This window comes from Pseudoalteromonas sp. SWXJZ10B (assembly GCF_015864475.1).
GTDB classification, from domain to species: domain Bacteria; phylum Pseudomonadota; class Gammaproteobacteria; order Enterobacterales; family Alteromonadaceae; genus Pseudoalteromonas; species Pseudoalteromonas arctica.
On the sequence record NZ_JADYXD010000034.1, the window covers coordinates 1 to 26241 of the forward strand.

Here is a 26241-nt window from a genome sequence, read left to right on the forward strand (position 1 = left end):
CTAAGTAGGTTGGCTGTTAGAACTCAATCTGTACGAGTGCCCACACAGATGATTGCTTTATATTGTTAAAGAACGTTTTGAGTCGCTTTAGCGTCTCAAGGGATGCGAATAATACACCCTTTATTTTTCGAGTCAACACTTAGTTTTAAACTTTCTTTTGGAAGATTTAAAACCGAAGTTTTATTTAACTCTCTGAGTTGTTCCTGCCTCGCTATGCGTTGGCGTTTCCCGTCTCAGTGGGGTCGCATTATAGGGAGATCCGAAAACAGATCAACCCTTTTTTTAGATCTTTTTACTGTTCGAACAAAAATAGAACAAAACCATGTAAAACCATATGAAAACCTTCCTAAGATGATGCTTTTTTGTGCTCTTATTTATTATTTAATACAAATATCATTGCTATGTTTGATTTAGACGTTAAGATAGCAAGTTCACAATGTTAAATTAATGTTTATTTCCTGTTTATTGGTAGATCTAAAATGAAATTACCCGATCAAAAATCTTTTATCTTCTCTGTTATTCTTGCTGTAGTTGGTTTTGTTGTTGTTGAGTTTGCTTTAGGCGGCTTAGCTTTAAACCCTGCATTACTATTTGGTGCTGGTTTATTAATAGGTGCGATTGCTATTGCTGCAATGTCATCTGATGTGACTGAAGAAGCTGAAGTTAAAACAAAAACGCTTTATGTTGGTAACCTTCCTTATCGTGCAAACGAAGGTGTGGTTCGTGCATTATTTGAAGAACAAGGCAAAGTATTCAATGTTCGTTTATTAAAGGATAAGAATACTGGCAAGCGTCGTGGCTTTGGTTTTGTTGAAATGGCGCAAGCTGATGCAGACAATGCAATTGCTAACTTGAACGATAGCGAGTTCCAACAACGTACTTTAAAGGTACGTGAAGCAAAACAAAAACAAGAAGATGATTCTAATGCTCTACGTACTGAGACGGATCAGTCAGTGTAACTAGCTTTACCGCTAGCTTATTGCTAAACACATCAGCCGTTGCATAATATTGCAGCGGCTTTTTTATGTCTGTTAGTTTATTCACACACAAGTTAAGTTGGTTAAGTAGGTAGTTGACTCTGTTTGCTATCGCTACACCTGAATCAAGTAATTTTACATTCCCTTTAAAATACTGACTAATAGGCTCTGCTAATATTGGAAAGTGCGTACATCCTAATACAAGTACATCTATAGTTTTATCTATATGTAGGTCATCAAGCACTTGATGCAACTTGTTTGTATCCAAAGACTCTGTAAAAAAGTATTGCTCAGCTAAAGTTACTAACTCCACACTGCTATATAGATTAACGGTTACATTACGTGCATGCTCAGTAATTAATGTTTTAGTGTATGAACTGGCGACCGTTGCCGGTGTGGCTAATAAGCCAATATGATTTGAACGTGTTAACTCTGCCGCAGGCTTTATTGCTGGCACAACACCTACTATAGGAATATCTGTCATTTGGCGAACAGCGCTAAGTGCAGATGTAGAAGCGGTATTACACGCTATTACAATTAAATCAACGTTAAGCGTATTAGCTTTGATGAAATGAATAAGTGAGCATAATCGGTTAATGATTGTTTTTTGGGATTGAGCACCATAAGGTAGTAATGCATTATCCATAAAATAACTGTACTGAGCATTGGGGATACTTTGCTTTATATGCTCAAGTACAGTAGTTCCACCAATACCTGAATCAAAGACCATTATATGCGCTGACAAACTACCGTTCCCACTTTACTTTAAGAACGGCAGTTTGCCATGAGGTATTTATAAAAGAAAGTAGTTTAACTTTGCGTGGTTTCTAAATCAGCAAGCTCGTCGGCTGCCGAATTTAACTGATTAAGGTTTTCGAACATAGACTTTGTGTAATCCACTAACTTATCTATTTGCTCCTGATCTTGATTTAACCATTGGAGAATGCCAGCTAGCTGATTTTGTAATCCAAGCTCACCCGCTTTTTCAAAAGCATTTTTAAGGTCATCATTAAAAGGAGCTAAACCTTCCGCTACTCGTTTTTCTGGTGCTGGTCTATATTCTTCATAGCTTTTAACTGTTGCTATTGTTTTTGTTTGGCGTAAATCCATAGAAAAAGCCACCAGCTGATCGCTGTCTAAACTCAGCTCTTGCGCTTGTTCAAATGCTTCATCTAAATCACCACCAAAAAAGGTTTTACTTAGATCTTGTAAGTCTTCCATCATTGCATTAATAGCTTCTTGCTCTTGCTCATTTAAGTCACCATTAACCGACATCGAAAATGATACCTGTCGAGATTGCGATGATGAGCTTGCAAACGACTCGCTATTACTGTTTTGCTGATAGCCACTTGCCGACTGAGATTCAAATGCATCTGCAAAGCTAATACTTACCTCGTCACCCTCTGCGGTGGTAAATTTATACTCTGCATTACTCGTCATACTGACATATTGAGCCTGGCTTATATTTACGCTGGCAGGTTGTGGGTTAAATAACGACTCTTCAAACTTATCGAGCCCATTGTAAATTCCCTCTTTGGACTTATTAATCCCCTCTTCCATGTCATCATTAAATACACCTGTACCTTTGAGTTCATCAACAGCGTCGTCAATCCCTATTTGGACTCCTTTGCGCGCGTCGCCTAACATATCTTTGAGCTTTTCGTCATCAGCGCCATTAGCTTTTGCTTTATTAACAGCACGACTTACAAAATCGAGTACGTTTTTTACTATTTCATCAAAATCAAATAGTGGTTTATCTGCTTTTTTTTCTGCGATAGGCAATCCAAGCTGCTCAGCCATTTTATCGCCAAGCACCTTTGCGGCCAACTCTCGGCCTCGTTGTTGATAGCTATCTTGAGGAGACGTAATTGTAGGTTGCTGTATATCAGCTTTATTATTGAATTTATTGATGTTGTTGTTTGGCGTAAAGCCATAATTACCTATTTTCATGATTCGTCTCCTAAGCGTGCGTAGTTTATTATCGGCTATAACAACAAAAACTAAAGTACAATGTTCAATAAAACAGCATAAATGCTAGCCAAAACTAGACAAATACGCAGCGCTCCCTACAATAGCGCCGATAAACAGATCTTAGATAAGGTAGTAGCGTTAATGGCAGTTATTAAAATAGATACCACACAGTACCAAACGCAGTTAAGTGAAAAAGAGCAGCGTATTAGTGCACAGTTCCAACGTTTTGGTGTGGAGCAACTAGAAGTATTTAGCTCAGAGCCAACTAACTACCGCCAACGTGCTGAATTTAGAGTATGGCACGACGGTGACGATCTGTTTCACATTATGTTTGATCAACAAACAAAAGAAAAAATCCGTGTTGATACATTTGATCCAGCAGCGCCTCTAGTTGGTGAAATAATGCAGGTGATGATTGAGCATCTTAAGCCTTGTGAAATATTACGTCGTAAGTTATTTCAAATCGATTACCTATCCACGCTAAGCGGTGAAATTTTAGTAAGCTTGCTTTATCACAAACCACTTGATGATGAATGGTTAAGTGAAATTAAAGCGCTTAAAGAAAAACTAAGCAGTAAATACAAAATTGACTTTATCGGCCGTGCTCGCAAACAAAAAGAAGTGCTGGGTGATGACTTTGTAACTGAGCGTTTAACAGTTAATGGTCAAGAGCTTATTTATCAACAAGTAGAAAATAGCTTTACTCAGCCTAATGCAAAAGTAAATATTAATATGCTGGAGTGGGCGCAAGATTTATGTAAACCACTTAAAAATGATTTATTAGAACTGTATTGCGGTAACGGTAACTTTTCAATTGCGTTAGCGGGCTGTTTTAATAAAGTATTAGCAACAGAAATATCAAAATCATCTGTTCATTCTGCTCAATACAATATTGCTAAAAATAACGTAGAGAACTTAGATATTATTCGTATGTCTAGTGAAGAGTTTACTCAAGCAATGAATGGCGAGCGTACTTTCTCTCGTTTAGACGGTATTGACCTTAAAAGCTATGACTGCCAAACCATATTAGTTGATCCACCGCGCGCGGGCATGGATGAATTAACGTGTGACTTAGTAGCTAACTACGAAAGCATAATTTATATATCGTGTAATCCTGAAACCCTTGAGCGTGACCTTGATCACCTAACACGTACGCACAACGTTAAGCGCTTTGCTATATTTGATCAGTTCCCATATACACATCACATTGAGTCGGGTGTTTTCTTGCAGCGCAAATAAATACGCTCAGTAAACGTTACCCATAAAAAAAGCTCCTTGTAGGAGCTTTTTTAGTTTTAGCTAAACTTACTTGTTAGCTAAGTAATTAATCAGTTTGCTAATATCTTCTGGTTCAGTAATACCCGACTCACGACCTAGGTTTAATTTATACTTACCATTTACAATAAATGTAGGTACGCCACGTAGTGCGCCTTTTTCTTTAAAGTAGTCTTGATCGCGTTTCATTTTAGAGCTCAGCGTACGTACCGAGAAGCTTTTAAACAGCTTATCAAACTTATCGCCATCAACGCCCTGCGCTACAAATATATCTTTTACATCTGCAAGCTCATTAAAACTAGCGCGCTTTGTATGAATATGATTAAAGATTGCAGAGACAATTTTATCTTTTTGCGGAAGCACTTCTGCAGTAGCGAGTGCTTGGCTCATCATCTGTTGGTTTTCTGGGTCGCGTACACCTACAAAATCAACATGGCTCTTTTTAAATTTAACGTTTTTATCAAGCTTAGGCTTAAACTCACCAATTAGTGCTTCCATGTTATTACATGCAGGGCAGTAAAATGAGAAAAACTCTTTAATTTCTGGCTTTTTTGTTGCGCGCTCAGAAACAACGTCGTAATGCACGCCTTCTTCATACGTTGCTGCAAAGCTTGTTGCCGCCATAGGAAGTAGTACTGCAAGCAAACCTGCTTTAACTAATTTAATCATTATTATGCTCCGAAATTTATAGTGCTAATAAAAACGCTACTAACTCATCAAGTTCTTTTTGATTTTTGATGGTGTTGAGGTTTATTTTATATTTATCGTTAACAATAAAAGTAGGTACACCTGTAAGTGCGCCTAATTTTGAATATTTATTTTGTTTGTTTTGCATTGCTTGCTCAGCCGAAATAACTGGCATGCTTGCAATTTCTTGATCAAACGTTGCGCTATCAATACCGTTTACTTCAAGTAATTTTTTAACGTCTTTCATTTCAGTTAAAGGAGCACGCTGAACATGAATACTTTTAAAAATTTGATCGCTAATACTCTGCGCCTGACCATGCTGCTTAGCAATTAAGTAGGCAAAGCTTAAATTACTTTGTGCTTGTGGCGACACGCCACCTAAAAAGTTCACGTGGTTTTTAATAAACTCCGCGCCTTCTGGCAAGCCTTGTTCAATTGCTTTTGCTACTGGTTCAAACTTAAAGCAATGTGGACAGTAAAATGAGAAAAACTCGGTTACTTGTGGTGATGTACTTTTGTCTACATCAATAACAGTGTATTGATTATCAACTTCAAACTGTGCAGCAAGTGCTGCAAATGGTAAACATAAAAGTAATAAACTCAGTTTTAATTTTTTAAGCATTTGTATCTCGTTGTACTTGTCTTTAAATAAAATATTACGGCAATAACTTTAACGGTGCTTCTTGCAGTGCTGCAAGTTGCTCCTTCAGTGCTAAAATTTGTTGCTCCCAGTATTTGTCATCAGCAAACCATGTAAAGTTCCGCACAAAGGCAGGATCGCTCCATCGTTTAGCTACCCATCCCATATAATGGATAATACGCATCGCTCGCAGCGGTTCAATTAATTTGAGTTGAGAGTGATCAAAATCACAAAACTCTTCATACGCACTCACAAGGGTGTCTAACTGTAACAGTTGCGTCGCTCTATCGCCACTGAGCATCATCCATAAATCTTGGATTGCAGGACCTTGGCGGCTGTCATCTAAATCAACAAACATTAGCGCATCACCTGCCCACAAAATATTACCAACGTGGCAGTCACCATGTAAGCGAATACTTTGCACATCTTTATACTGTTTTTGCGCCTGCTCTATCACTAAATCTAAAATAGTATAAAAGGCAGTATTTATTCCCATAGGCACTAAGTTACTTTTTTGAAGATGAACTTTGGCTGTATGTAAATACTCCTCGCAAGTAACTGTTGGCCTATAAGTAAAAGGCTTTGTTTTAGCTACTTGGTGCATACGGCCAATTAAACGCCCCATTACATCAAGCTGGTCTAAGTTATCAACCTCAAATAAACGCCCGCCGACACTTGGAAACAACACAAACAAATAACCTTCGTGTTCAAACAAGCTTTGCCCATTATATAAAATAGGGGCAACAACAGGCACTTCCGCTTCTGCCAGTTCAAATGCAAAATCATGCTCTTCTTGAATTTGCTCTTTACTCCAGCGCTCTGGGCGATAAAACTTCACTACGTAACGCAGGCCATCATCGGCTTTAAATTGGTACACTCTGTTTTCATAGCTATTGAGTGCCAACAAACCAGATTCAGCGTACACACCTACGCTTTCTATTGCATCGAGTATTAGGTCAGGTGTTAAGTCAATAAAACTAAATTTACTCATACTCTTCTTATATAAAATAAAAAGCGAGTTATATACCCGCTTTTGTTAATTGCTATATCAACTTACCTATTTAAGGTAGGTTGTGATTATCGCGCTTTAAAAAAGTTACTCGACTGCGATATTGTTTCATCCGGCTCATCTACCGGTGAAAGCACAAAATTAAACTCTGTCATTGGCGCTTTTAAATCATAAGGGTCCATTACAAGCGACAATGGCACATTATGAGATTGCCCTGCCTGCACAGTAAATGACTGCTTACCAATATACTTAAAGTTATCTAACCCTTGTACTTTAATATTAAAGGTTTGCTCGTACTGCGCTTTATTAATTACCTTTAATGTATAGGTGTTCTCTACTAAACCATCAAAATCGACACGATATAATTGGTTTCGATCACGAATGATATCAAAGTCCATTGTTTTACGCAGCGCTATATTAGCTACAAGTGCTCCCGTAAGCACAACAAGTATGACCGTGTAACCAATGATTTTAGCTCGTAGTGGATTCGTTTTATTTTCTGGGGTTTCGAGGTTTCGCTCTGTCGTATATGAAATAAGTCCACGCGGGTATTCCATTTTATCCATTACGCCATCACACGCATCAATACATGCACCACAGTTAATACACTCAGCTTGCAGCCCATTTCTAATATCAATACCTGTTGGGCACACTTGAACACACAGGTTGCAGTCGATACAGTCGCCTAGCTCTAAATCTTCATGATCTACTTTACGTGAACGAGGACCACGGCTTTCACCACGGCTTTCGTCGTACGTTACAGTGTATGTATCTTTATCAAACATAGCTGATTGAAAACGTGAGTAAGGGCAAATGTGTAAACACATAATTTCTCGCATCCAACCGGCATTACCATAGGTACACGCAGCAAAGAAAATAATACTGACTAGTGCATAACCACCCACGTTAAACGTTACAAAATCAGGAAGTAACTCTCTGATTGGCGTAAAGTAACCCACAAAAGAAATAGCGGTATATAACGAAAACAATACCCAACTAGTATGCTTTGCCGTTTTACGCCAAAACTTATCAAAATTCATGGGTCTTTGATCGAGTTTTTTACGCTGATTAGCCGTGCCCTCAAGCTTTTCTTCAAACCAAATAAAAATAAAGGTCCAAACAGTTTGCGGACATGTGTAGCCACACCACACCCGTCCATAGAAGGTGGTCACTAAAAACAGCGCAAATGCTGCCAGCATAAAAATAAACGCTAATATGGTAAAATCTTGAGGCCATAGCGTTAAACCAAAAATATTGTATTTTTGACCAATTAGATCAAACAGCACTGCTTGCTGGCCGTTAAAATTAATCCAAGGAAGTAACATAAACGCAAGTAGGCCTAAAAAGCCAATGCGCTGCCTAAGTAATTGATGTAGGCCTTTTACGGCACGCACATAAATACGATTTCGGGGATTGAACCTATCATCTTGACGGCTTAAATCCGGTTTTTGGATTTTCACCTCTACAGGGATATTCTTTACTTTAATTTGTTTGTCCATCGAAGTTCCTCAACGCCGCTTGGAAATAAAAATCCAGCAATACTCAAGTACTCTATACTTAAAGCTAGCAAGTTACTTGCTAGGCAGATTTACTTTAATAAATTGCCTTCTCGAATACTTTCAGATATTTCAGAAATATCTGACTGCTGTTAACCATTATAACAATGTTGGTTAAAATTACTGGCATAGATCGCTAATAATTTATTCATCCCAGTTACTTGCTTTTAAAATGCAGTTTATTACACTGCATGGTAATTCAACCCTACTTAGATCAAGGTTTACGTATCCATGAAAAAATTTATTATTTTGGTAGTTGTGATCCTTGCCTTTTTTACAATCGATCATCCGCTTATAAAAGAACCTCGCGAAAGGTTATTAGGTGAAGGCATTGGTTTTTTAAGTGATGCAAGTAAGGTTAACAGAAGCCCTGCTGCAAATATGGCTAAAAATAGGATCAGCAGTCAACTTAAATTGTCTGAATCTGAGGGGGAGTACGTAGAAAAAACGTTTACAACAGATGACTCTGTTCAGTTATTTCACCTACGCTATTGTCGTGAACGTGACTTAAACCTTTATTTTTATGGCGATCGTTTAAATACAGTATGTAAAATAGTGACTGAAGCATTAGAGCAAAAGCGAGCAAAGTAGTGGATTTTTCAGGATTAAATAAAAAAGCAAGCGACTCATTTCATAAACAGCGCAACATGCTTAAACAATTAGCACAAGGCAAAACGTTAAAGTGTGAGAAATGTAATGGAGTTTTAACACTTGATTTAGCCACCTGCGAGCCTGGTAAAGGTATGGTAAAGTGTAAGCAAGGCTGTACTGATATTGTATTAGAACTAAGCGCTTAGATTACCTAAGCGCTTAAGCTAAAACTATTCGTCCCAGCTGTCATCAGTTATTAAACCACTGTTAATGGCAACAACTTCTATGAGCTCCGCAAAGCCTAGTGCAAAGTCACCCATTGATTCATATTGATACTGGCATAAGGCTTCTTTAGTCATACTATTTTGCTGAGCAATCTGAGTAATTGCTTGCTGATCAAGAGCAAAAAAGCTCAGTGTACTTAATGCACTCTCTAATGCTTCTTTAAATTCAGCATCTAACTCAGGTGCATTTAAAAGTGGCTCTGCATATGCTTTAGTAGCCACTAAAAAGCCTTCGCTCCATGGTTTACAAAACTCAATAGTAAACTCAACGGGTAGTTTGTATCCTGTTTCAAATACTTGCTCACTAATTTTATGGTATAGCGCCATAAACAAGAAAAGTACTTCTTCATCTAAATCATTAGCTGTATTTGGTAATATCTGCTCAAGCCACTCATGCACATCTAATGGATTGGGCGAGCAAATAACGCCAAATAAATAGCCTTGGCTTTGTTGAAGGGTCATTGCTTGAGATTGGGTATTTAAAAATGTGCTGAGCTGCTTTGCGTGCAGCTCAGTAAATTGGGGTATTTGCATTAAAACTCTTTATATTCAAACATTAAAAGTTGAGCGGGTAACGACCTTGGCTATCTGGTCGGCCTAAAAATTTAACCGCATCATGTACATCTTTAGGTAAGCTAGCATCTGGTTTTACATAACCTGCCACACTAAAGTCGAAATTAGCTTTAAGTGTAGCATCTGCCACAAGGCCAAGCGTATTATCTGGGTCAATTAATATAGCAATATCGCCCGACTTACAGCTTAACTTACCAGCCAGAGGGCCAATATTAAACCACCCATTTAAGCCTTGCACGTCAATATTAGGGCTCGCTATTTCACCTTTTAGTGAATCACAATAAGGTGCACCTGAGCTGTATTCATCAAGTTCTAAAATTACACGCCCTTTAGCGGTTACAGGTAGGGGAAGCTGCACGCGCTGCATTGCACGCTCTACTGTTGAGCGCACTAGGCCGTCAGTCACTTTAACTTCTTGATTAAAAAGCCCATAACTTACATCAGCATAACCCGAGATATCACTACGCTCTCGTGCATTACCAAACTTCACATTCGCATTTAGCTTGCCTGTAAATAACTTCCAGCCAGCAATGTCCCAGCGAACATTATTTAACTGTTCACCATCAAAACGAACTTGCATCATTTGACCTTGCCAAACAGTGCCTACAGTTTGCCCTACTTCTAATTGCTTTGGAAAGTACGGTTTTGCTATATCTAGTGCAATATGTGCTGGTAATTTAATAATACAAAACACAATAAAACTAATTAAAAAGACAGCCGATAACGTTATTATTTTTTTCATTAATTAATTCTCTAATACTAAACGGCTTACACGCACATAGCCTGATTTATCATCGCGGCTCAAATCTAAGTTTTCAATTTTTAAGCCGTGTTGATTCACTAGCTCATCTAACCACTCTATTAACTGATTAAATTCTACAGAGTCGAGCGTCAAACGAAGTGAACCCGTACTAGGCTGCATTTTACTAATACTTATTTGATGGCGCCCACGTGTAGAATTAACAATTTGGCTTAAGTTTGCATTGCTAGCAACACTGGTGTTACCCGCAGCCTTTAGCTTAACAATGCTTTCATCAACCCAAGCTAATAGCTCTTGTTGTTTAATTTGAGATTGCTGTGCCTTTTCTATCGCATTATTTAATGGTCGAAATATTCCCATTACTAAAACAAAAATAATAAACACGCCACCAGCGACCATTACCAATTGTTGTTCTTGCTCTTTAAGCGAGCGCCATTGTTGCATTAACTGCTTTTTCATACTGCACCTCGCAGTTTAATTTCACCAACGACATAATCACCGTCGTTATTTAAAGACCCTTGCTCAACAGTTAAACCTTGTTTTTCAAGTATGATTTTTACTTTACCAAAGGTTTGGAAGTCTTTAGCACGTGCACGAATGCGCAGCTCATTGCGACGTTTGTCATAACGAAGTGTTTCAGGTGTAAATTCGCTGACTTGCGAAAATACATCAACCAAATTAGTCGTTAAGTCTAAAAAGCCCGACTCACTTGAGCCTTGCACTTTATCTAACGCGCCTTTAATTTGGCTTTTAATTAGATTGGGGCGAACTTTAGTTCCTGGGAATGCTTTTTGGTATCTGTCGACTACTTGAGCTTTAGCTACTTCTACTTGTGTATTAAGTTGGTGTAACTCAATAGCTTTTATTGTAATAGTAGAAACCAATGCAACACTTGCTATAATTGCGGCGCCTTTCCAGTAACCCCACCATAAAGCGCTTTGTTTTTTAAGCTGATACATACCTTGGCGTAAGTTAAAGTTAACGCTATCTAACTGCTTTGCAAATAATGCTAGAGGTAAGTCGTACTCACTCGTTTGCGCTTGTAAGTTAACGCTTTCTGGAAACTGACTAGCTGGGCTAAAATGTTTAATATCAGGATTACCCATGGCTGTTAAGTAGCCATTTAACCAACTAGATTCAACCGCACCTATATGCCATTGCCCCTGCTTAAATAACCATTGGTTATTGAGCTCGATAGCGGTAACTGCGCCATCATCTGCAAGCGGTAACAACAAAGCATCGGGTAATATTCTGTATACTGATAGATTATGCTCTACAAATAATGCGAGCCATTGTTCAAACCATTCACGGTCTGTCATTGCTACACGAATTGCATGTTGCTCACCAAGCATTGTCGGCTGCGCTACTGCTATAAACAGTTCATCTACGTCACATGCTATATCTTCCTCCAGCATGTATGGCAATGCTTGCTCAAGCTTGCGATTCCATTTTGTTGGCAAAGCGACCGTTTTTAATTGCACTTGATCACTTGGTAACAACACGACCACTTCTCGGGTAAGTGCTTTTTCGCTTAGCTCACTTAAATGCTCTGCATTTGGTAACTCGCCACTGGCTATTATTTCTTGTTCTTGTGGTGAGTAAATTAACCAATTAAGCAATTCTTGCTCGGTTTGACCCGTGCGGATCAACAGTATTTCTGTCACTGTACGCCTCCAAATTTTCGCGCCAGTATCGTTACGTCACCGTCTTTAGCGTGCAGTAATGTGGTCATCGAAAAACGCAGGTCGACAAAGTTTGCCTGCGTTTGTAATTTAAAATATTCGCTTTTAATACTAAATAGACTTTTTATTGAGTCAGTATTAGTACCGCCTTGCTGCTTCACCTGTTCAAAAAATTCATCGATGGTGTCAAAGCCAGTTTGCGGTCTTGCGCCTAACACCGCTTCTGCGCCAGATAAGCTTAAGCTTTCTATTAAGGCACTGAGTATGAGTGCTTGCTCTGGGATTAATGTATTTACGTTAATAGATAAAAGCGTACTGCCTGGTATTACACATACATATGGCAGTACTTTTTCCATCACTAATGGGTTAAAGCCCTTAACCAAGCGTAATTCCGATGTTGATGCAAATAAACTATTGGCTGTCATATACGGAAAATCTCGTGATAAATACTCGTCTTCTTCTGCGCCTGAGCGATATGTAATACTGTCCTCGTCAAGCCAATCAAATACGCTATCTGCCATTGTCTCTTCTGATTCATCAGCAGGTAAATCTTCAATGTTTTCAAGTAATGCAAATAGTGCTTTATGTGCAGGGTTTGTTTTACTTGCGCTATTTTCTTCTGGCGCTATGGCTAAAGCATTTAAATTTAAACATGCTTGTAAATCAGTAACTTTGCCACTTAACGTGCCGTTATCAACAGGGTATGAAGCATCACCTTGAGTTGCCCAAACTTGATCAAGTGTTGTTTTATCAGCATCATCTTTTTTACTTTGTATTAGCCCTTTAATAGCAAGCTCTTCTGCACCGTAGGCGTACCATTTAGCTTGCTGATGACCTTGCAAATTAGTGCTTTTTTGCACTTGAACCATTAAATTAGCACTCATTTCTACTGCTAAAATAGCCGCTAATGCCACAATAAACAAAACAATAACAAGTGCTGCGCCGCGCGATGATTGCTGCTTAACCATTATTCACATCCGTACTTTGTGTAGCAACAACTTTGCCTTGCCCAGGAACTAAAAATACACGACGAATTGGCTCTGCTTCTATTTGTTGCAAAGTAACAGCAACCGCTTTAGGGAGAGCTTTAATTTCCCACTGTTCTTGCCATTCGTTTTTATCATCTAAAAACTCAAACTTAAGCTCTTCAACATTTTCTAGTATACGTTGAACTCGCGGTTCCATATTATCAAGCTGATCAACATAAACCCGATAAACACGCTCAAGGTTATCGTCTATCACTCTATAACCAACGGCTTGTAGTTCTGAACGTGGCAATAAATTAATTGGATTTATCCAGCCATCTCGTACAAACGCAATACCATCGTATTGGCTTTCTAAAACGTAACGACCAGCAAGTAAATATTGTTCTTGAACATCACCAGATTCGTTTCGTACTGCACGTTTAGTCATTTGGCTAAAATCTTGATCCATTAACCTAAATGTTGTTTGCAACCCATTTAACTCAGCAATTTTTTCATCGGAGGCATCTTTTGCTCTTGTTGTCGTCTCTAATATTTGATGAGTAGCAATAATAACAAAAGCTAAAATACCCAGTGCTACCATAACTTCAAGTAATGTAAACCCGCGCTGCTTCACTTACTTTTTGCCTTTATTTAGATACGTTGATAACTCATATGCCGAATGCTCATATTTTTCATCCGTAAAAACATTTATGGTTAACTTAACAAAGCTTTTGTCAGCAGTGGCTGTTACTTCTTGCTGCCAAAACCATTCAACACCGCCCATTACTTCGCTGCCTTTAAGGTTATTTTTACCTTGCCATTGTTCGCCTTTAGTACGCTGTTCAATAATAACGTTTTCGGCGACCCAAGATGCATAGGTTTGCTCTTCAATAGTCGTTAAGTGGTGTATGTGCTCGCTTGTTGCTTGCATTGCAGCTATACCCGCCATAGCACAAATACTTAATGCCACTAATACCTCTAATAAGGTAAACCCTTTAGTGCGCTTCATTATTCTGGCTCTCGGCGAAAGTTTACTGGTGCAGCAAATTCACCTTCAATGTAATACACAGGCTCGCTTTGCTCTTTTAACTCTAATATAAGTTGAAACGCGCTTACCTCACCTGATGACAAAATAAGCACTTGTGGGATTTTTAACTTTTTAAGCTCAAGTAAACTGTCCTCATCGCCGCCACTCATAAGTTCGCGCCAGTTAGATTGCTCTAAGAGGTTATCTTGCGCCCACGCTAAATCTTCTAAGTTGAGAGTGAGCTTTAATCTTTCATCTAACTCTATTGGTTTAAAAAGATCTTCACGGTCAAAGGTAATCCACTTTTCACCATCGAAAACTAAATACTCTAACGTATTTTCTTCTACTAATAAGCCCAATTCAACTTGGTTTAAAATGGCAAATTCCGATGCCATGTTAATGGTGGTATGCAGCCTTAATGCTTGAGTATCTAATTCTTCCTCAGCACCGCCTTCTAAGCTATATACCACCATTTTTGTAGCAAAAGCGATAATCACTAATACCACTAAAATTTCTATTAAACTAAAGCCTCTGCTTTTTGCATGGCGCTGCTTAAGGCTTGCTTTCATAGCAAGCCTCTAGCATTAACATGTTCATACAAAGCAGTGTACTTAAGCATTATTGTTTTTCTTCGTCCCAGTTACCGATATCATCATCAGTACCTACTTCACCATCAGGGCCCATAGAAAAAATATCAAACTTGCCAATTTCACCTGGGCTAATTAGCTGATATAGATTACCCCATGGATCTTCTGGTAATTCATTAATAAAACCACCGTCAGGGAAACGTTTTGGAACCGGTTCAATGCTTGTTTGAGTAACTAGCGCTTCAAGACCTTGCTCTGTGCTTGGGTAGCTCTTATTTTTAAGCTTGTATAAGCTCATTGCATCTTCTAATTGCTGAATATCTAGATGCGCTTTATCGATAGCAGCCTCTTCTTGCTGACCCATAATGTTAGGTGCAACAATTGACATAATCATCCCGATGATAACCAGTACCACCATCACTTCTAGTAAAGAAAAACCTGATTGTTTATTCACGTAATTACCTCATTATTCTAAAAACATTAAGTAAAAATGGTTTAGGTAAAACCATTAATATATTTAAAAATTTATTCTAACTTAAAGTCCAACAGCTTTATTCATCGCCATTATTGGCTGCAATATTGCCATTACTATAAATAATACAATAACCGCCATTGAGGCGATCATCGCAGGCTCTAGTAGTTTAAGCGATACATTAACCATGCTCTCAAATTCGCGATCTTGGTTATTTGCAGCACGCTCTAACATTTGCTCTAGTTCACCTGATTTTTCACCACTTGCTATCATATGCAGCATCATTGGTGGAAACAACTTAGTTTGCTGAAGTGCAGCTCTTAAGCTTGCACCCTCACTCACTCTATCGGATGCATCTGCAACCGCTTTTTTAATTTTTTCGTTAATTAATACACCGCCCGAGATACGCATCCCCTCGAGCAATGGTACCGAGCTTGACGATAAAATACTTAAAGTACGCGCAAAACGTGCGGTGTTAATACCACGAGCCACTTTACCTATACCTGGCATATGTAGCACTCGGTCATCCCACCAAAAACGTATTTTAGGCTGCTTAAGTGCATGCTTAATACCAATGGCTATAGCTGTAATCGCTATTAAACTAATAAACCAATAATTTTGCACAAAATGGCTGCCTGCCATAACCCATTCGGTTGTCCAAGGAAGTACTTGTTTCGTTTTTTCAAACGTTTTTAATATTTTTGGTACTACGGTGCCCAGTAATACCGACACAATACCAATTGCAAATACCACTAATATAATGGGGTAAACCATAGCCTGAGTTATTTGGCTACGCATATGTTGGCGCTGCTCGGTATAGTCGGCTAAACGATTAAGTACTTGGTCAAGGTGACCCGACTTTTCGCCTGCGGCTACCATTGCACGATATAAGTCGTCAAAAACATGAGGAAACTCACTAAGACCATCGGCAAGGGTGTAACCTTCGACTACTTTTGAGCGTACCGACATAAGCATCCGCTTTAAACGCGGCTTTTCGCATTGCTCAGCAACCGCCATAACAGCGCCTTCAACAGGAAGTGCCGATTGAATAAGTGTTGCTAATTGCCTTGTAATTAATGCTAAGTCTGAGGTTGAAATTGTAGGCTTAAAAAAGCCACCGAGTAAAGGGGCTTTTTCGCCTTTGACTTGTTTATCACTTTGCGCCGCAGGGACAACTTCAAGCGGCGTAAGTTTTTGATCACGTAAAGTTTGGCGAATTTGTTTAGCTGTATCAGCTTCTAAAATGCCTTTTTTTTCTTTACCTCGGCCATCTAAGGCACGGTATTCAAACGCCGCCATAGTTAACCTTCCTCACGGGTAACACGCAATACTTCTTCAAGTGTTGTTTTACCTACAAGTACACGGCTACAACCATCTTGGCGAATACTTGGGCTGCGCTTACGAATGTATTTCTCTACGCTTTGCTCGCCTTTACCGTTGTGAATCATTTCGCGTATTGTTTCATCAACTACAAGTAACTCGTGAATACCCGTACGACCACGATAGCCATTAAAGTTACACTCTTCACACCCTACTGCTCGATAAATTGTCGGTTGGCTTTCAAAAGGAACCCCTAACAGCTGGCATTCATGCTCATCAGCCGTGTGACCTTCTTTGCAGGTATTACACAATGTACGTACTAGCCGTTGCGACAACACACCGAGTAACGACGATGAAAGTAAGAATGGTTCAACACCCATATCTTCCATACGTGTAATTGCACCCGATGCGGTATTAGTATGCAGAGTAGACATAACAAGGTGGCCGGTAAGTGACGCTTGAACACCAATTTGCGCAGTTTCAAGGTCGCGTATTTCACCCACCATTACTACATCAGGATCTTGGCGTAATATTGCACGTAAACCACGTGCAAATGTCATATCAACTTTTGCATTAACTTGTGTTTGCCCAATGCCTGGAATTTCGTACTCTATCGGATCTTCAACGGTAAGAATATTGCGATCGCGTGAGTTAATTTGGCTCATACCAGCGTATAGAGTGGTACTTTTACCAGAGCCCGTTGGCCCTGTTACTAAAATAATGCCGTGGGGTTTACTAATTAAATCTGAAAACAATGCACGGTTATCTGCGGTCATACCTAAATCTTCAAGGTTTAAACGCGCGTTGTTTTTATCAAGTAAACGTAGTACTACACGCTCACCAAAGCTCGATGGCATTGTAGACACACGCACATCAACTGCACGCCCGGCAATACGTAAGCTAATACGGCCATCTTGTGGAATGCGTTTTTCGGCTATATCAAGCTTAGCCATTACTTTAATACGAGACACAAGTAACGATGCAAGTTTACGATTAGGCTTAAGTACTTCTTTAAGCACGCCATCGACCCTAAAGCGAATAACAAGCTCTTGCTCGAAGGTTTCGATATGAATATCAGAAGCCCCTTCTTTAATCGCTTCACTTAGCATGGCGTTAATAAGCTTGATTATTGGCGCATCATCGTCACCAGCCAGTAAATCTTCAGTTTGCGGAAGTTCATCAGCAAGTGAGAATAAATCAACCTCGTTGCCAATATCTTCCATCATTTGTTGTGTTTCAGAGCTATCACGTTGGTATGACGCTTCAAGCAATAGCTCAAATTTATCATCAGCCAATTGCTCAAGTGTAAAACCATGGCCTGCGATACGGCGTACTTCTAATAGTACTTCCACATCTAGCTCACCACGGTAGTAAACTATGCGGTGATCTTTGTTTTTGCCAAGTAACACACCTGCACGTCTTGCATAGGAAAACGGCAAACGCTTTGCTGGTAACTCAACTAACACATCACTCGTTAATAGCTCATCCTGATTATGCGTTTTAGGATGAACCACATCTTGGTTTATCTCTTGAATCGCATTAGTCATCTTTACGCTCTTGTGCATTTTGTTTACGCAGAGACTCTTCATACGTAGGGGGAAGTACTAATTCGTCATTCCACTCAGGTAAAATAGGCGTATCAGTCATTGGCATTAACTCAATACCGTCTTCTTTTTGTTTAAACTGCTCACCACGAATAAAGTTATATTTATTAAAGCTTAACTTATTCATGCTTACACCATCACGAATAATGGTTGGGCGAATAAACACAATAAGATTACGCTTACGGCGCGTTGTATTTGTTGATCTAAACAGGTGTCCTAAAATAGGGATATCGCCTAATAACGGCACCTTAGAAACGCTTTCTTGTACGTCTTCGTCAATTAAACCGCCAAGTACAACCATACCGCCATCATCGGCCATAACAGTTGTTTTAATTGAACGCTTATTTACTGAAATATCAACCGCAGTTGCACCACTTACGCTCGATACTTCTTGCTCAATAGTAAGCTGTACTGCTGAACCATCATTAATCTGTGGCGTAACTACCAGCTTAATACCTACTTCTTGACGCTCAACTGTTTGAAATGGGTTAGCATTATTACTGCCTGTTTGTGAGCCTGTAATAATAGGTACTTCTTGACCGACTAAAATAGAGGCTTCTTCGTTATCCATTGTAGTAATAGAAGGGGTAGCCAAAATATTTGAATTTGTATCAGTGGCAACAGCCTGAATAATTGCGCCCCAATCATTTTTAACAACGCCCAGCGCTAAACCATTAATGCCACTAAGTAAGGAGGCTAATGGACCATAGTCACCTTCTGTTGTTTCCGTATACGGCGTTACCGTACCAGATTCTGTTCCTATTATATTTTTAGTAACGGTTACATCTTGTGCTTGCTCTGCAGCAACAGCTAACGAGCCCACGGGAACCGTAGTGCCGTTGTTAAACTGCAGCATACCGCCCTGCTCAGAAATCCACTGCAGGCCTAAGTTAACCCCGTCGCCTTCCATTACTTCAATAATAATGGCTTCAACTAGTACTTGGGCACGGCGAATATCAAGGCGTTCAATTACAGATTCAAGTGATCGCATTGTGTCTGGCTGTGCGGTAATAATTAATGAGTTTGAGTCTGGGTGAGACTCTATACTGCTTTCATTATTGCTTCTGCTACGAGTTTTAGTAGTACCGCCTTGTGCATCTTCAACAAGTGACTTACTAACACCCTGCAATACTTTGACCAAATCTTCAGCTTTAGCATAATTTAGGTAAAACACCTTAGTATTACCTTGGCTTTCTAACTCACCATCTAAGCGCTTAATTAGTTCAATAGCACGTGTACGGGCTTGGCCTTCACCGCTTACAATAACGCTATTAGTTCGGCCATCAGCCACAACTTTTGGAATTAAGAATTCAGGTACACTGCCTTTACCGCTGTCTTTATAAATATTATCTACCACAGAGACAACATCATCTGCCGTCGCATATTTAAGCTTAACGATGTCTACACGCTTGTCACCCGCCTGATCAACAGAGCGAATAATCTCAACTAAGCGATTAACCGATGCAGCATGACCTGTTAGCATCATTACGTTAGCCGCATTAAAGTTAGCAACGTGGCCACCATCTTTTTGATCGCTAAATTGACGAACTAGAGGACCAAGCTCCTGCACACTTACATTTTTAACACGTACAACACGCGTAATCATCATGTCGCCGCTAGCTTCACTACCTTCGTCAATAAGTGGCACATTTGATTTTTTAGCGTCTGAACTTTTTTCTACCTTAATTATGCCATTGTCCATTTCAACAGCTGAGTAGCCATAAACTTCCAATACATTTAAGAAGAACTGATAATAAAGTGCTTCGTCCATTAACTCGTAACTGCGAACATTTACCTTTCCACGCACGTTAGGGTCAATAATTACTGTTTTATTAAGGTTTTTACCAACAATGTTAATGAACTCATTGATATCAGTTCCTTTAAAGTTAGCAGCATATTCAACAGCAGAAACAGACAAAGAAATACTTGCCGCCAAAAAAAGTGCTGCGTACTTAGCTAACCCTTTTTTAATTTTTTTGAGGTGTAGCACCTGAACCATCGTATTAAAACTCCAAAGCTAAATTATTGCAGACTAAATTGCACATCAATTTGTTCACCATCACGTTCTATAGTGATATTGGCATCTGTACTATTACGCAGCTCATTAATAGCTGACATAGCCTGTTTTAAATCTGTTAATTGATAGCCATTTATAGAAATGGCTAAATCGTTATTTTTTAAACCCATTTGCTTAAATAGCTCAGGCTCTTTACCTGGACTTAAGCGATATCCAATTAGCTCACCATCATTCATGGCTTGTGAAACACGTATATAGTCAAATAGCTTGCCCGGCTCTTCGAGTAACTCTTCACGTGTTTCTATAATTGCTTCTTTAACGTCCGGATCTGCAGTGGCATCTATTTGTAGATCACTTGGTTCTAATTTTTGCGGACCCATTTCAGAATCATCACGCGCAGCGAGTACTGGCATAGACACCTTCTTACTGAAATCGAGTCCATCAAGCATTAATGTTTCAAAGCGTCCATTAACACTCAAAATAATACGATCCGGCAATATTTGTGCAACTTCAGCACGCGTACCCGATACTACTTCATCAACAAGATAGCTTACTTGCTTACCTTGTGATTCAATAATTGCGATACCTGCTTTGTCATCGTTATTAACCGCTACAATACCGGTTAAATTGATACTTAAGCGCGTTTCTGGCGCATTATTTATAACCTGCGATTGCTTTGCAGTATTATTGTTGTTTGTTACAGTTTTTTTACCAAATAAAAATTGCTCAATAATATGCTGCGCTGAGTTGTTATTCGCACCAGATGACTGATTAGCATAATGAATAGGGGTAAGTAGAGTTACTGGTGGTTCCGGCCACAAAAGCCAAACAAGTTTTGATAATAAAAATGCAAGATAAACAACAACTAACAGTGTCACTAATGCACTTAACTTAGCATGCGGTAAACGAGTTAAAAATTGTTTTAGTTGTTGGATTTGCTGTTCCATAAATAGTGTTCTTATTTTAATTTACTGCGTTAGCGCGTACCCATAGTACCCTTTCATTTTTCTTTCAACAAGCACACTAATATTAAACTTTGTAAACAGATTAAATTAACTTTACATAACAGTACAAAAAGTAAACTGCCGTTGTAATACCTTCATCCTACGATGATTTCATGATAAATTTTAAGCTATAAAAACGTGGGGAAATACCTTATGAGTAAAAAAAGTAATGCTAATACCAGCTCAGACCCTGTAGATGGGTTAAAAGTTCGATTAGATAAATGGTTATGGGCTGCGCGATTTTATAAAACTCGTGCAGTTGCACGCGAAATGGTGCAAGGCGGCAAAGTACATTATAATGGGCAACGTACAAAAGCGAGTAAAATAGTAGACGTTGGCGCAAAAGTAAAACTGGCTCAGGGCGTAGATGAAAAGCTGATAACTATACTCTCAGTGCTTGAAAAACGTCAAAGCGCCCCCATTGCACAGACCATGTATCAAGAATCTGATGCAAGTATTGCTAAACGCGAAGAAAACAGCATCGCACGCAAAAATAACAGCTTTTTTGCTCCTCATCCGGATAAAAAACCGGATAAAAAGCAAAGACGCGAACTTTTAAAAATGAAATCAAGTTAGGTATAGCCGCTCATGCAACAAGATTTACTTCACCGTTATTTATTCAACGAACTAGATGTTCGTGGCGAACTCGTACAAATCGAGAATGCTTATAATGAAATGATTGCCGACCATAATTACCCAGACCCTGTTAAAGCATTACTAGGTGAGTTACTTGTTGCAACCTGTTTATTAACCGCCACTTTAAAGTTTGAAGGTGAAATTGCAGTACAGCTTCAAGGTGATGGCCCAGTTAAATATGCAGTTATAAATGGTGATGATAAACAAAACATGCGTGGTATTGCACGCCTGCAAAGCGAAATTACGGGCACAACTGTAAAAGAGCTTATTGGTCAAGGCTATATGGTGATCACTATTACACCAAGTAAGGGTGAACGTTACCAAGGTATAGTTCCGCTAGAGCATGATACTCTGAGTGAATGTATCGAAAGTTACTTTGAGCAGTCAGAGCAATTAAAAACACGCCTTTGGTTTGCAACCGACACAACAGAAGGTAGCGCAAAAGCATGTGGTCTATTTTTACAAGTACTCCCAGTTGATAAACAAAAATCAATTGAAGACTTTGCACACCTAGAAGCATTAAGTAACACCATTAAAGATGAAGAACTATTACACCTTGATGCTAATACTGTCCTTACACGCCTTTATCACGAAGATAATCCTCGCGTATTTGAACCTCAAGCGATTAAATTCAAATGTGGTTGTAGTCGTGATAAAACAATTACTGCACTTGTTAATATTGGACAAGAAGAACTACTCAAAGACGTAGCTGAAAAAGGGTCTGTTAATATTAACTGTCATTACTGTTTAAAAGAGTATGTTTTTAACGAACAAGATATAAAAAGCATTTTCAACTAAATGTTCAGCTTCATCTATATATAGTAATTAAAGCCGCAAAATATGCGGTTTTATATTATAAAAAGATGATACCGGTGTCATCTTTTCTGCTAATTTCATGACACCGGTATCATTGAAATTATTCATGTTTTTTCTTAAATATATGTGTTTTTAGAGGCTTTACGGGCTCGAATATCTTAAAACCTTCTGTTACTATAATTTCAGTTTAAGGGCACTGATAACCCCAGAGCTATCCGTTCAAACTCTCACACATAGTTAGGTATAAACATGACTACAGGCGCTACACGTTTTGTCGATTTAACCGCAGCTGAACTTGTCGAGCATGCGATCCGCCGTGGCGAAGGTACTTTAGCCGCAAATGGTGCTTTTGTTGCAATTACAGGAAAACGAACTGGCCGTTCACCAAAAGATCGTTTTATTGTACAAGAAGCAACAACTCAAAATGATATTCAATGGGGCAACGTTAATCGTCCATTTGATGCAGACAAATTTGACGCATTATGGGCTCGCGTAGAATCACATGTTCAAAGTAATGACCACTTCACCTCTCACCTAGAAGTTGGCGCAGACCCTGAGCATTATCTACCTGTAGTTGTAACTACAGAAACAGCGTGGCACCATATTTTTGCCAAAAACATGTTTATCGAACCGCAGAACTATAACGCTTCAAACTTACCACAATGGCAAGTAATGAACGTTCCTTCGTTTGTATGTGAGCCAGAACGTGATGGCACAAATAGCGATGGCACCGTTATTATTAACTTTGCACAGCGTAAAGTATTACTAGCAGGTATGCGTTACGCCGGTGAAATGAAAAAATCGATGTTTTCTGTACAAAACTTCCTACTACCAGCAAAAGGTGTATTACCAATGCATTGTTCTGCTAACGTTGGTGAAGCAGGCGATACAGCATTATTCTTCGGTTTATCTGGTACGGGCAAAACAACTCTTTCAGCAGATCCTACTCGCTTTTTAATTGGTGATGACGAGCACGGCTGGGCACCTGGAAGCGTGTTTAATATTGAAGGCGGTTGTTATGCTAAATGTATCGACCTGTCACAAAAGAATGAACCTGTAATTTGGAATGCTATTCGCTTTGGCACTATTTTAGAAAATGTAGTGTTAGATGAAAAAGGCGTTCCAGATTTTAACGATACTAGCCTTACTCAAAATAGCCGTGCAGCATATCCACTTGAACACGTTGAAAAACGTAAAGTAGAAAACCGCGCAGGCGAACCTAAGGCTGTTGTATTTTTAACTTGTGATGTAAGCGGTGTATTACCACCGGTTTCTATACTTAGCGAAGAAGCTGCTGCTTTTCACTTTTTAAGTGGATACACAGCAAAAGTTGGTTCTACTGAGATTGGTTCAACTAGCGATATTGAATCAACATTTTCGACATGTTTTGGCGCACCATTCTTCCCACGCCCTGCTGGTGTTTACGCTGAGCTTCTTATGAAGCGTGTACGCGAGTTTGGCGCTAAGGTGTACCTTGTGAATACAGGTTGGACTGGCGGCCCTTACGGCACAGGTAAACGTTTTGATATCCCAACTACTCGTGCAGTAATTGATGCAATTGTATCTGGTAAATTAGCGGGTGTTGAAACTCAGCACATTGATGTTTTAAACCTAGATGTACCGGTAGCAGTTCCAGGTGTAGATACTAACTTACTTAATCCTATTAATACGTGGGAAGATAAAGCTAAGTACAATGAATATGCAGCAAAACTTGCCGCAGACTTCACTGAAAACTTTGCTAAGTATGACGTATCAGACGATATAAAAAATGCAGGACCTAAAGCTTAAATAAGCTTCAAGTTTGTATTTTAACGCCAGCCAAGGGCTGGCGTTTTACTTTCTAAATACCTAATTTAATAAGTGCGACAAAATGCCGCACAACTCATATCAAAAAACCATATAATATACCGCGTAATTAATCATTCTTTAATGCCCAATAAACCTGCATTACTCATTACGACTATTTAATTAATGACACTAAAGCTTTCATGGCGAAAAATATTCAGGCGGTTACATTTATACTTAGGTCTATCGATAGGTGTTTTACTTGCTATTATTAGCCTTTCTGGCTCCGTATTAGTTTATTACCCACAAATAGACTTACTGCTAAATCCAGCAAATGACGCTATTACAAACATAAAAACGCCTAATTGGGATCAAGCATATAATACGCTAAGAGCCAATTTCCCTTCAAAGCAAGGGCCATGGCGATTAGAAAACACAGGTATAAACTCAGTAATTCCCGCGCGATACTACAATCCAATAGAAACAAAAGAGCAAGGCTTTGCCCCCTTAATGGTATGGCTATCTAGCAGTAGTGATAAAGTAATACGTAAAAACTATTGGGGAAAATACTTAGTAACTTGGATGTACAACTTACATTTTTCATTACTAACAGGAGCAACGGGCACTCTCGTTGTTGGCTATATAGGCATAGCCTCAATAGTTCTTCTTATCTCTGGATTCTTTGCTTGGTTTCCAAAGCCTGGGCAGTGGGTAAAGGCACTAAAATTTAAATCTCGTAGCTCTAAAATAGGTTTGCTATACGACTGGCATAAACTAATTGGTTTAACCTTCTGCATACCGCTACTAGCTTTAACTGTTACAGGTGTTATGCTCGCTATTCCAAAACAAACAGATCCTATATTAACCGCTCTAGTTAGCGATATAAACTCTCCACCAAAAACACAAATTCAACCGAGCAAACAAACCAATATTCCTTTATCACAAGCGGTATTAATAGCTGAAAAAGCATTACCGAATACGCGTTTAGCTTGGATTGAAACACCATCAAACTTAAATGCTATTTACAGATTAAGATTTCAAACTGTAAACGATCCTTCGTATCGCTTTCCACATAGCTATATAGAGGTTAATGCACTTACAGGAAAGTTAGAGAGCGTGTTTAATATAGATAAGCAAAGTACGGCTAGTAAAATAAAAAACTGGATACACCCTCTACATGACGGCAGCATTGGCGGTAACATTTTAAAAGTCATTTGGGTGCTGAGTGGCTTTGGACCTGCTGCATTGTTCTTTATTGGCGTATATAGGTGGTTAGTTAGAACCAAGAGAATATAAAAATAAAATAAACTTTACGCCAATCTACCTAGTTAAATGATCTATTTGAGGTCAAAAATTTCTTTATTTCGTTGTTCTCGCCTATTACTCCTAAGTTGCTCAACCTTCTGTATCCATGCAATCGTATATCAGAAATTTCTAACGCAATTAACGTCAAGTTCAATCCACCAAATTGATTAGGTATTATTGCCGATTAGTATAATTATCAGGTATGTGTATTTATTCTGCACGCGCTAAAACTACAGTTAGTTACAGATGTAATGCGGTAAATCACTTAGGTAAACTTAGCGCACAATAGTGCCCCCCAATTAATTGCTTACTAGTGTCTGTAAATAAGGCTATATACCTAATGGGAATGTCTAATAGGCTACTGAATAGTTAAAGCAAGGCTCTTTACAATGTGAAGCCTGCGTAATGTCACGATACCCACAGCGGTGGAGAGTCACGTAGTAAATGCTAATTTATTGGCCGAATGGGGTATTGAGGGTTTTTGTTGTGATTCTAGCGTCGGGAGTCGCTACGCTCGACCTACATGCTAGGTGTTGACGAGTGTACATTAATTGCGCACACTTCACTTTTCTGCAGACGTAAAAAAGCCCGAATCGTTAGATTCGGGCTTTCTACAATTTGAAGCCTGGTAATGTCCTACTTTCACATAGCAAATGCTACACTATCATCGGCGCTGTTTCGTTTCACTACTGAGTTCG

At 39.1% G+C, this 26241-nt stretch carries 27 protein-coding genes; 8 read left to right on the plus strand and 19 right to left on the minus strand.

Annotated features, from left to right (window positions below):
- Positions 1 to 479: 479 nt before the first annotated feature.
- Entirely contained in the window at positions 480 to 959 is a 480-nt protein-coding gene (locus tag I6F54_RS19210) for an RNA recognition motif domain-containing protein (RefSeq protein WP_007582860.1), read from the plus strand.
- Here I6F54_RS19210 and murI read toward each other — a convergent pair.
- Entirely contained in the window at positions 922 to 1722 is an 801-nt protein-coding gene (gene murI, locus I6F54_RS19215; protein WP_166379497.1) for a glutamate racemase, read from the minus strand. The genes I6F54_RS19210 and murI overlap by 38 nt on opposite strands.
- Before the next feature lie 65 nt (positions 1723 to 1787).
- Entirely contained in the window at positions 1788 to 2927 is a 1140-nt protein-coding gene (locus I6F54_RS19220; protein ID WP_165729491.1) for a DUF5610 domain-containing protein, read from the minus strand.
- 162 nt (positions 2928 to 3089) lie between these two features.
- Here I6F54_RS19220 and trmA point away from each other — a divergent pair, with 162 nt between their 5' ends.
- Positions 3090 to 4187, plus strand: a complete 1098-nt coding sequence (gene trmA, locus I6F54_RS19225; RefSeq protein WP_007582854.1) for a tRNA (uridine(54)-C5)-methyltransferase TrmA — start codon at positions 3090 to 3092, stop codon at positions 4185 to 4187.
- Between the two features lie 66 nt (positions 4188 to 4253).
- Here the strand turns inward: trmA and I6F54_RS19230 are convergent, their stop codons facing one another.
- From I6F54_RS19230 to ccoG, 4 genes are all read right to left on the minus strand, one after another.
- On the minus strand, positions 4254 to 4892 hold the full coding sequence (locus I6F54_RS19230) for a thiol:disulfide interchange protein DsbA/DsbL (RefSeq protein ID WP_010555409.1): 639 nt from the start codon (positions 4890 to 4892) through the stop codon (positions 4254 to 4256).
- Positions 4893 to 4908: 16 nt separating this feature from the next.
- Entirely contained in the window at positions 4909 to 5532 is a 624-nt protein-coding gene (locus I6F54_RS19235) for a thiol:disulfide interchange protein DsbA/DsbL (RefSeq protein WP_007586563.1), read from the minus strand.
- Between the two features lie 34 nt (positions 5533 to 5566).
- Positions 5567 to 6541 carry a serine/threonine protein kinase gene (locus I6F54_RS19240; RefSeq protein ID WP_010555410.1) on the minus strand — a complete coding sequence of 325 codons (975 nt, stop codon included), beginning with the start codon at positions 6539 to 6541 and terminating at the stop codon, positions 5567 to 5569.
- Positions 6542 to 6627: 86 nt separating this feature from the next.
- The gene (gene ccoG / locus I6F54_RS19245) at positions 6628 to 8058 is read right to left on the minus strand and encodes a cytochrome c oxidase accessory protein CcoG (RefSeq protein ID WP_024591440.1); all 1431 of its coding nucleotides are present in this window, start codon (positions 8056 to 8058) and stop codon (positions 6628 to 6630) included.
- A gap of 288 nt (positions 8059 to 8346) precedes the next feature.
- Here ccoG and I6F54_RS19250 point away from each other — a divergent pair, with 288 nt between their 5' ends.
- On the plus strand, positions 8347 to 8706 hold the full coding sequence (locus I6F54_RS19250; RefSeq protein WP_165729493.1) for a hypothetical protein: 360 nt from the start codon (positions 8347 to 8349) through the stop codon (positions 8704 to 8706).
- Entirely contained in the window at positions 8706 to 8912 is a 207-nt protein-coding gene (locus I6F54_RS19255) for a hypothetical protein (RefSeq protein WP_165729494.1), read from the plus strand. Before I6F54_RS19250 ends, I6F54_RS19255 begins: the two co-directional genes overlap by 1 nt.
- A gap of 24 nt (positions 8913 to 8936) precedes the next feature.
- Here the strand turns inward: I6F54_RS19255 and I6F54_RS19260 are convergent, their stop codons facing one another.
- The 13 genes from I6F54_RS19260 to gspC all read right to left on the minus strand — a co-directional run bounded on the left by I6F54_RS19260 (position 8937) and on the right by gspC (position 20944).
- Positions 8937 to 9524, minus strand: a complete 588-nt coding sequence (locus I6F54_RS19260; protein ID WP_165739656.1) for a UPF0149 family protein — start codon at positions 9522 to 9524, stop codon at positions 8937 to 8939.
- Between the two features lie 22 nt (positions 9525 to 9546).
- On the minus strand, positions 9547 to 10305 hold the full coding sequence (locus tag I6F54_RS19265; protein WP_165739658.1) for a type II secretion system protein N: 759 nt from the start codon (positions 10303 to 10305) through the stop codon (positions 9547 to 9549).
- Positions 10306 to 10308: 3 nt separating this feature from the next.
- Positions 10309 to 10782: a type II secretion system protein GspM gene (gspM, locus tag I6F54_RS19270; protein WP_197142715.1), complete on the minus strand. Its 474-nt coding sequence runs from the start codon at positions 10780 to 10782 to the stop codon at positions 10309 to 10311.
- Positions 10779 to 11987: a type II secretion system protein GspL gene (gene gspL / locus I6F54_RS19275; protein ID WP_024591438.1), complete on the minus strand. Its 1209-nt coding sequence runs from the start codon at positions 11985 to 11987 to the stop codon at positions 10779 to 10781. Before gspL ends, gspM begins: the two co-directional genes overlap by 4 nt.
- Positions 11984 to 12973: a type II secretion system minor pseudopilin GspK gene (gene gspK / locus I6F54_RS19280; RefSeq protein WP_197142716.1), complete on the minus strand. Its 990-nt coding sequence runs from the start codon at positions 12971 to 12973 to the stop codon at positions 11984 to 11986. Before gspK ends, gspL begins: the two co-directional genes overlap by 4 nt.
- The gene (gene gspJ / locus I6F54_RS19285) at positions 12966 to 13604 is read right to left on the minus strand and encodes a type II secretion system minor pseudopilin GspJ (protein ID WP_165739665.1); all 639 of its coding nucleotides are present in this window, start codon (positions 13602 to 13604) and stop codon (positions 12966 to 12968) included. The genes gspK and gspJ overlap by 8 nt, the downstream gene beginning before the upstream one ends.
- Positions 13605 to 13979 (minus strand): type II secretion system minor pseudopilin GspI, encoded by a 375-nt coding sequence (gene gspI, locus I6F54_RS19290; RefSeq protein ID WP_002962039.1) that lies wholly within the window; start codon positions 13977 to 13979, stop codon positions 13605 to 13607.
- Complete coding sequence (locus tag I6F54_RS19295) at positions 13979 to 14566, minus strand: pilus assembly FimT family protein (RefSeq protein WP_010555414.1); 588 nt, start codon at positions 14564 to 14566, stop codon at positions 13979 to 13981. Before I6F54_RS19295 ends, gspI begins: the two co-directional genes overlap by 1 nt.
- Before the next feature lie 49 nt (positions 14567 to 14615).
- Positions 14616 to 15038, minus strand: coding sequence for a type II secretion system major pseudopilin GspG (gene gspG / locus I6F54_RS19300; RefSeq protein WP_007586585.1), 423 nt, complete (start codon positions 15036 to 15038; stop codon positions 14616 to 14618).
- Between the two features lie 81 nt (positions 15039 to 15119).
- Positions 15120 to 16355 carry a type II secretion system inner membrane protein GspF gene (gspF, locus tag I6F54_RS19305; protein ID WP_002962033.1) on the minus strand — a complete coding sequence of 412 codons (1236 nt, stop codon included), beginning with the start codon at positions 16353 to 16355 and terminating at the stop codon, positions 15120 to 15122.
- 2 nt (positions 16356 to 16357) lie between these two features.
- Entirely contained in the window at positions 16358 to 17923 is a 1566-nt protein-coding gene (gene gspE / locus I6F54_RS19310) for a type II secretion system ATPase GspE (protein ID WP_010555415.1), read from the minus strand.
- On the minus strand, positions 17916 to 19979 hold the full coding sequence (gene gspD, locus I6F54_RS19315) for a type II secretion system secretin GspD (RefSeq protein WP_024591434.1): 2064 nt from the start codon (positions 19977 to 19979) through the stop codon (positions 17916 to 17918). Before gspD ends, gspE begins: the two co-directional genes overlap by 8 nt.
- 23 nt (positions 19980 to 20002) lie before the next feature.
- The gene (gspC, locus tag I6F54_RS19320) at positions 20003 to 20944 is read right to left on the minus strand and encodes a type II secretion system protein GspC (protein WP_197142718.1); all 942 of its coding nucleotides are present in this window, start codon (positions 20942 to 20944) and stop codon (positions 20003 to 20005) included.
- Positions 20945 to 21154: 210 nt separating this feature from the next.
- Here gspC and hslR point away from each other — a divergent pair, with 210 nt between their 5' ends.
- The 4 genes from hslR to I6F54_RS19340 all read left to right on the plus strand — a co-directional run bounded on the left by hslR (position 21155) and on the right by I6F54_RS19340 (position 25534).
- A complete protein-coding gene (gene hslR, locus I6F54_RS19325; protein ID WP_007586590.1) occupies positions 21155 to 21577 on the plus strand; it encodes a ribosome-associated heat shock protein Hsp15 in 423 nt (140 codons plus the stop codon).
- A gap of 12 nt (positions 21578 to 21589) precedes the next feature.
- Positions 21590 to 22435 (plus strand): Hsp33 family molecular chaperone HslO, encoded by an 846-nt coding sequence (gene hslO, locus I6F54_RS19330; RefSeq protein ID WP_007586592.1) that lies wholly within the window; start codon positions 21590 to 21592, stop codon positions 22433 to 22435.
- A gap of 267 nt (positions 22436 to 22702) precedes the next feature.
- The gene (locus I6F54_RS19335; RefSeq protein WP_007586595.1) at positions 22703 to 24241 is read left to right on the plus strand and encodes a phosphoenolpyruvate carboxykinase; all 1539 of its coding nucleotides are present in this window, start codon (positions 22703 to 22705) and stop codon (positions 24239 to 24241) included.
- 183 nt (positions 24242 to 24424) lie between these two features.
- The gene (locus I6F54_RS19340; RefSeq protein ID WP_197142720.1) at positions 24425 to 25534 is read left to right on the plus strand and encodes a PepSY-associated TM helix domain-containing protein; all 1110 of its coding nucleotides are present in this window, start codon (positions 24425 to 24427) and stop codon (positions 25532 to 25534) included.
- The last annotated feature ends 707 nt before the right edge of the window (positions 25535 to 26241 follow it).

Bases quoted from the DNA above. Each gene is read 5' to 3' on its own strand.
- I6F54_RS19210 (WP_007582860.1), top strand. From the start codon at position 480: ATGAAATTACCCGATCAAAAATCTTTTATCTTCTCTGTTATTCTTGCT.
- I6F54_RS19220 (WP_165729491.1), bottom strand. From the start codon at position 2,927: ATGAAAATAGGTAATTATGGCTTTACGCCAAACAACAACATCAATAAA.
- trmA (WP_007582854.1), top strand. From the start codon at position 3,090: ATGGCAGTTATTAAAATAGATACCACACAGTACCAAACGCAGTTAAGT.
- I6F54_RS19230 (WP_010555409.1), bottom strand. From the start codon at position 4,892: ATGATTAAATTAGTTAAAGCAGGTTTGCTTGCAGTACTACTTCCTATG.
- I6F54_RS19235 (WP_007586563.1), bottom strand. From the start codon at position 5,532: ATGCTTAAAAAATTAAAACTGAGTTTATTACTTTTATGTTTACCATTT.
- I6F54_RS19240 (WP_010555410.1), bottom strand. From the start codon at position 6,541: ATGAGTAAATTTAGTTTTATTGACTTAACACCTGACCTAATACTCGAT.
- ccoG (WP_024591440.1), bottom strand. From the start codon at position 8,058: ATGGACAAACAAATTAAAGTAAAGAATATCCCTGTAGAGGTGAAAATC.
- I6F54_RS19250 (WP_165729493.1), top strand. From the start codon at position 8,347: ATGAAAAAATTTATTATTTTGGTAGTTGTGATCCTTGCCTTTTTTACA.
- I6F54_RS19260 (WP_165739656.1), bottom strand. From the start codon at position 9,524: ATGCAAATACCCCAATTTACTGAGCTGCACGCAAAGCAGCTCAGCACA.
- I6F54_RS19265 (WP_165739658.1), bottom strand. From the start codon at position 10,305: ATGAAAAAAATAATAACGTTATCGGCTGTCTTTTTAATTAGTTTTATT.
- gspM (WP_197142715.1), bottom strand. From the start codon at position 10,782: ATGAAAAAGCAGTTAATGCAACAATGGCGCTCGCTTAAAGAGCAAGAA.
- gspK (WP_197142716.1), bottom strand. From the start codon at position 12,973: ATGGTTAAGCAGCAATCATCGCGCGGCGCAGCACTTGTTATTGTTTTG.
- gspI (WP_002962039.1), bottom strand. From the start codon at position 13,979: ATGAAGCGCACTAAAGGGTTTACCTTATTAGAGGTATTAGTGGCATTA.
- I6F54_RS19295 (WP_010555414.1), bottom strand. From the start codon at position 14,566: ATGAAAGCAAGCCTTAAGCAGCGCCATGCAAAAAGCAGAGGCTTTAGT.
- gspF (WP_002962033.1), bottom strand. From the start codon at position 16,355: ATGGCGGCGTTTGAATACCGTGCCTTAGATGGCCGAGGTAAAGAAAAA.
- gspE (WP_010555415.1), bottom strand. From the start codon at position 17,923: ATGACTAATGCGATTCAAGAGATAAACCAAGATGTGGTTCATCCTAAA.
- gspD (WP_024591434.1), bottom strand. From the start codon at position 19,979: ATGGTTCAGGTGCTACACCTCAAAAAAATTAAAAAAGGGTTAGCTAAG.
- gspC (WP_197142718.1), bottom strand. From the start codon at position 20,944: ATGGAACAGCAAATCCAACAACTAAAACAATTTTTAACTCGTTTACCG.
- hslR (WP_007586590.1), top strand. From the start codon at position 21,155: ATGAGTAAAAAAAGTAATGCTAATACCAGCTCAGACCCTGTAGATGGG.
- hslO (WP_007586592.1), top strand. From the start codon at position 21,590: ATGCAACAAGATTTACTTCACCGTTATTTATTCAACGAACTAGATGTT.
- I6F54_RS19335 (WP_007586595.1), top strand. From the start codon at position 22,703: ATGACTACAGGCGCTACACGTTTTGTCGATTTAACCGCAGCTGAACTT.
- I6F54_RS19340 (WP_197142720.1), top strand. From the start codon at position 24,425: ATGACACTAAAGCTTTCATGGCGAAAAATATTCAGGCGGTTACATTTA.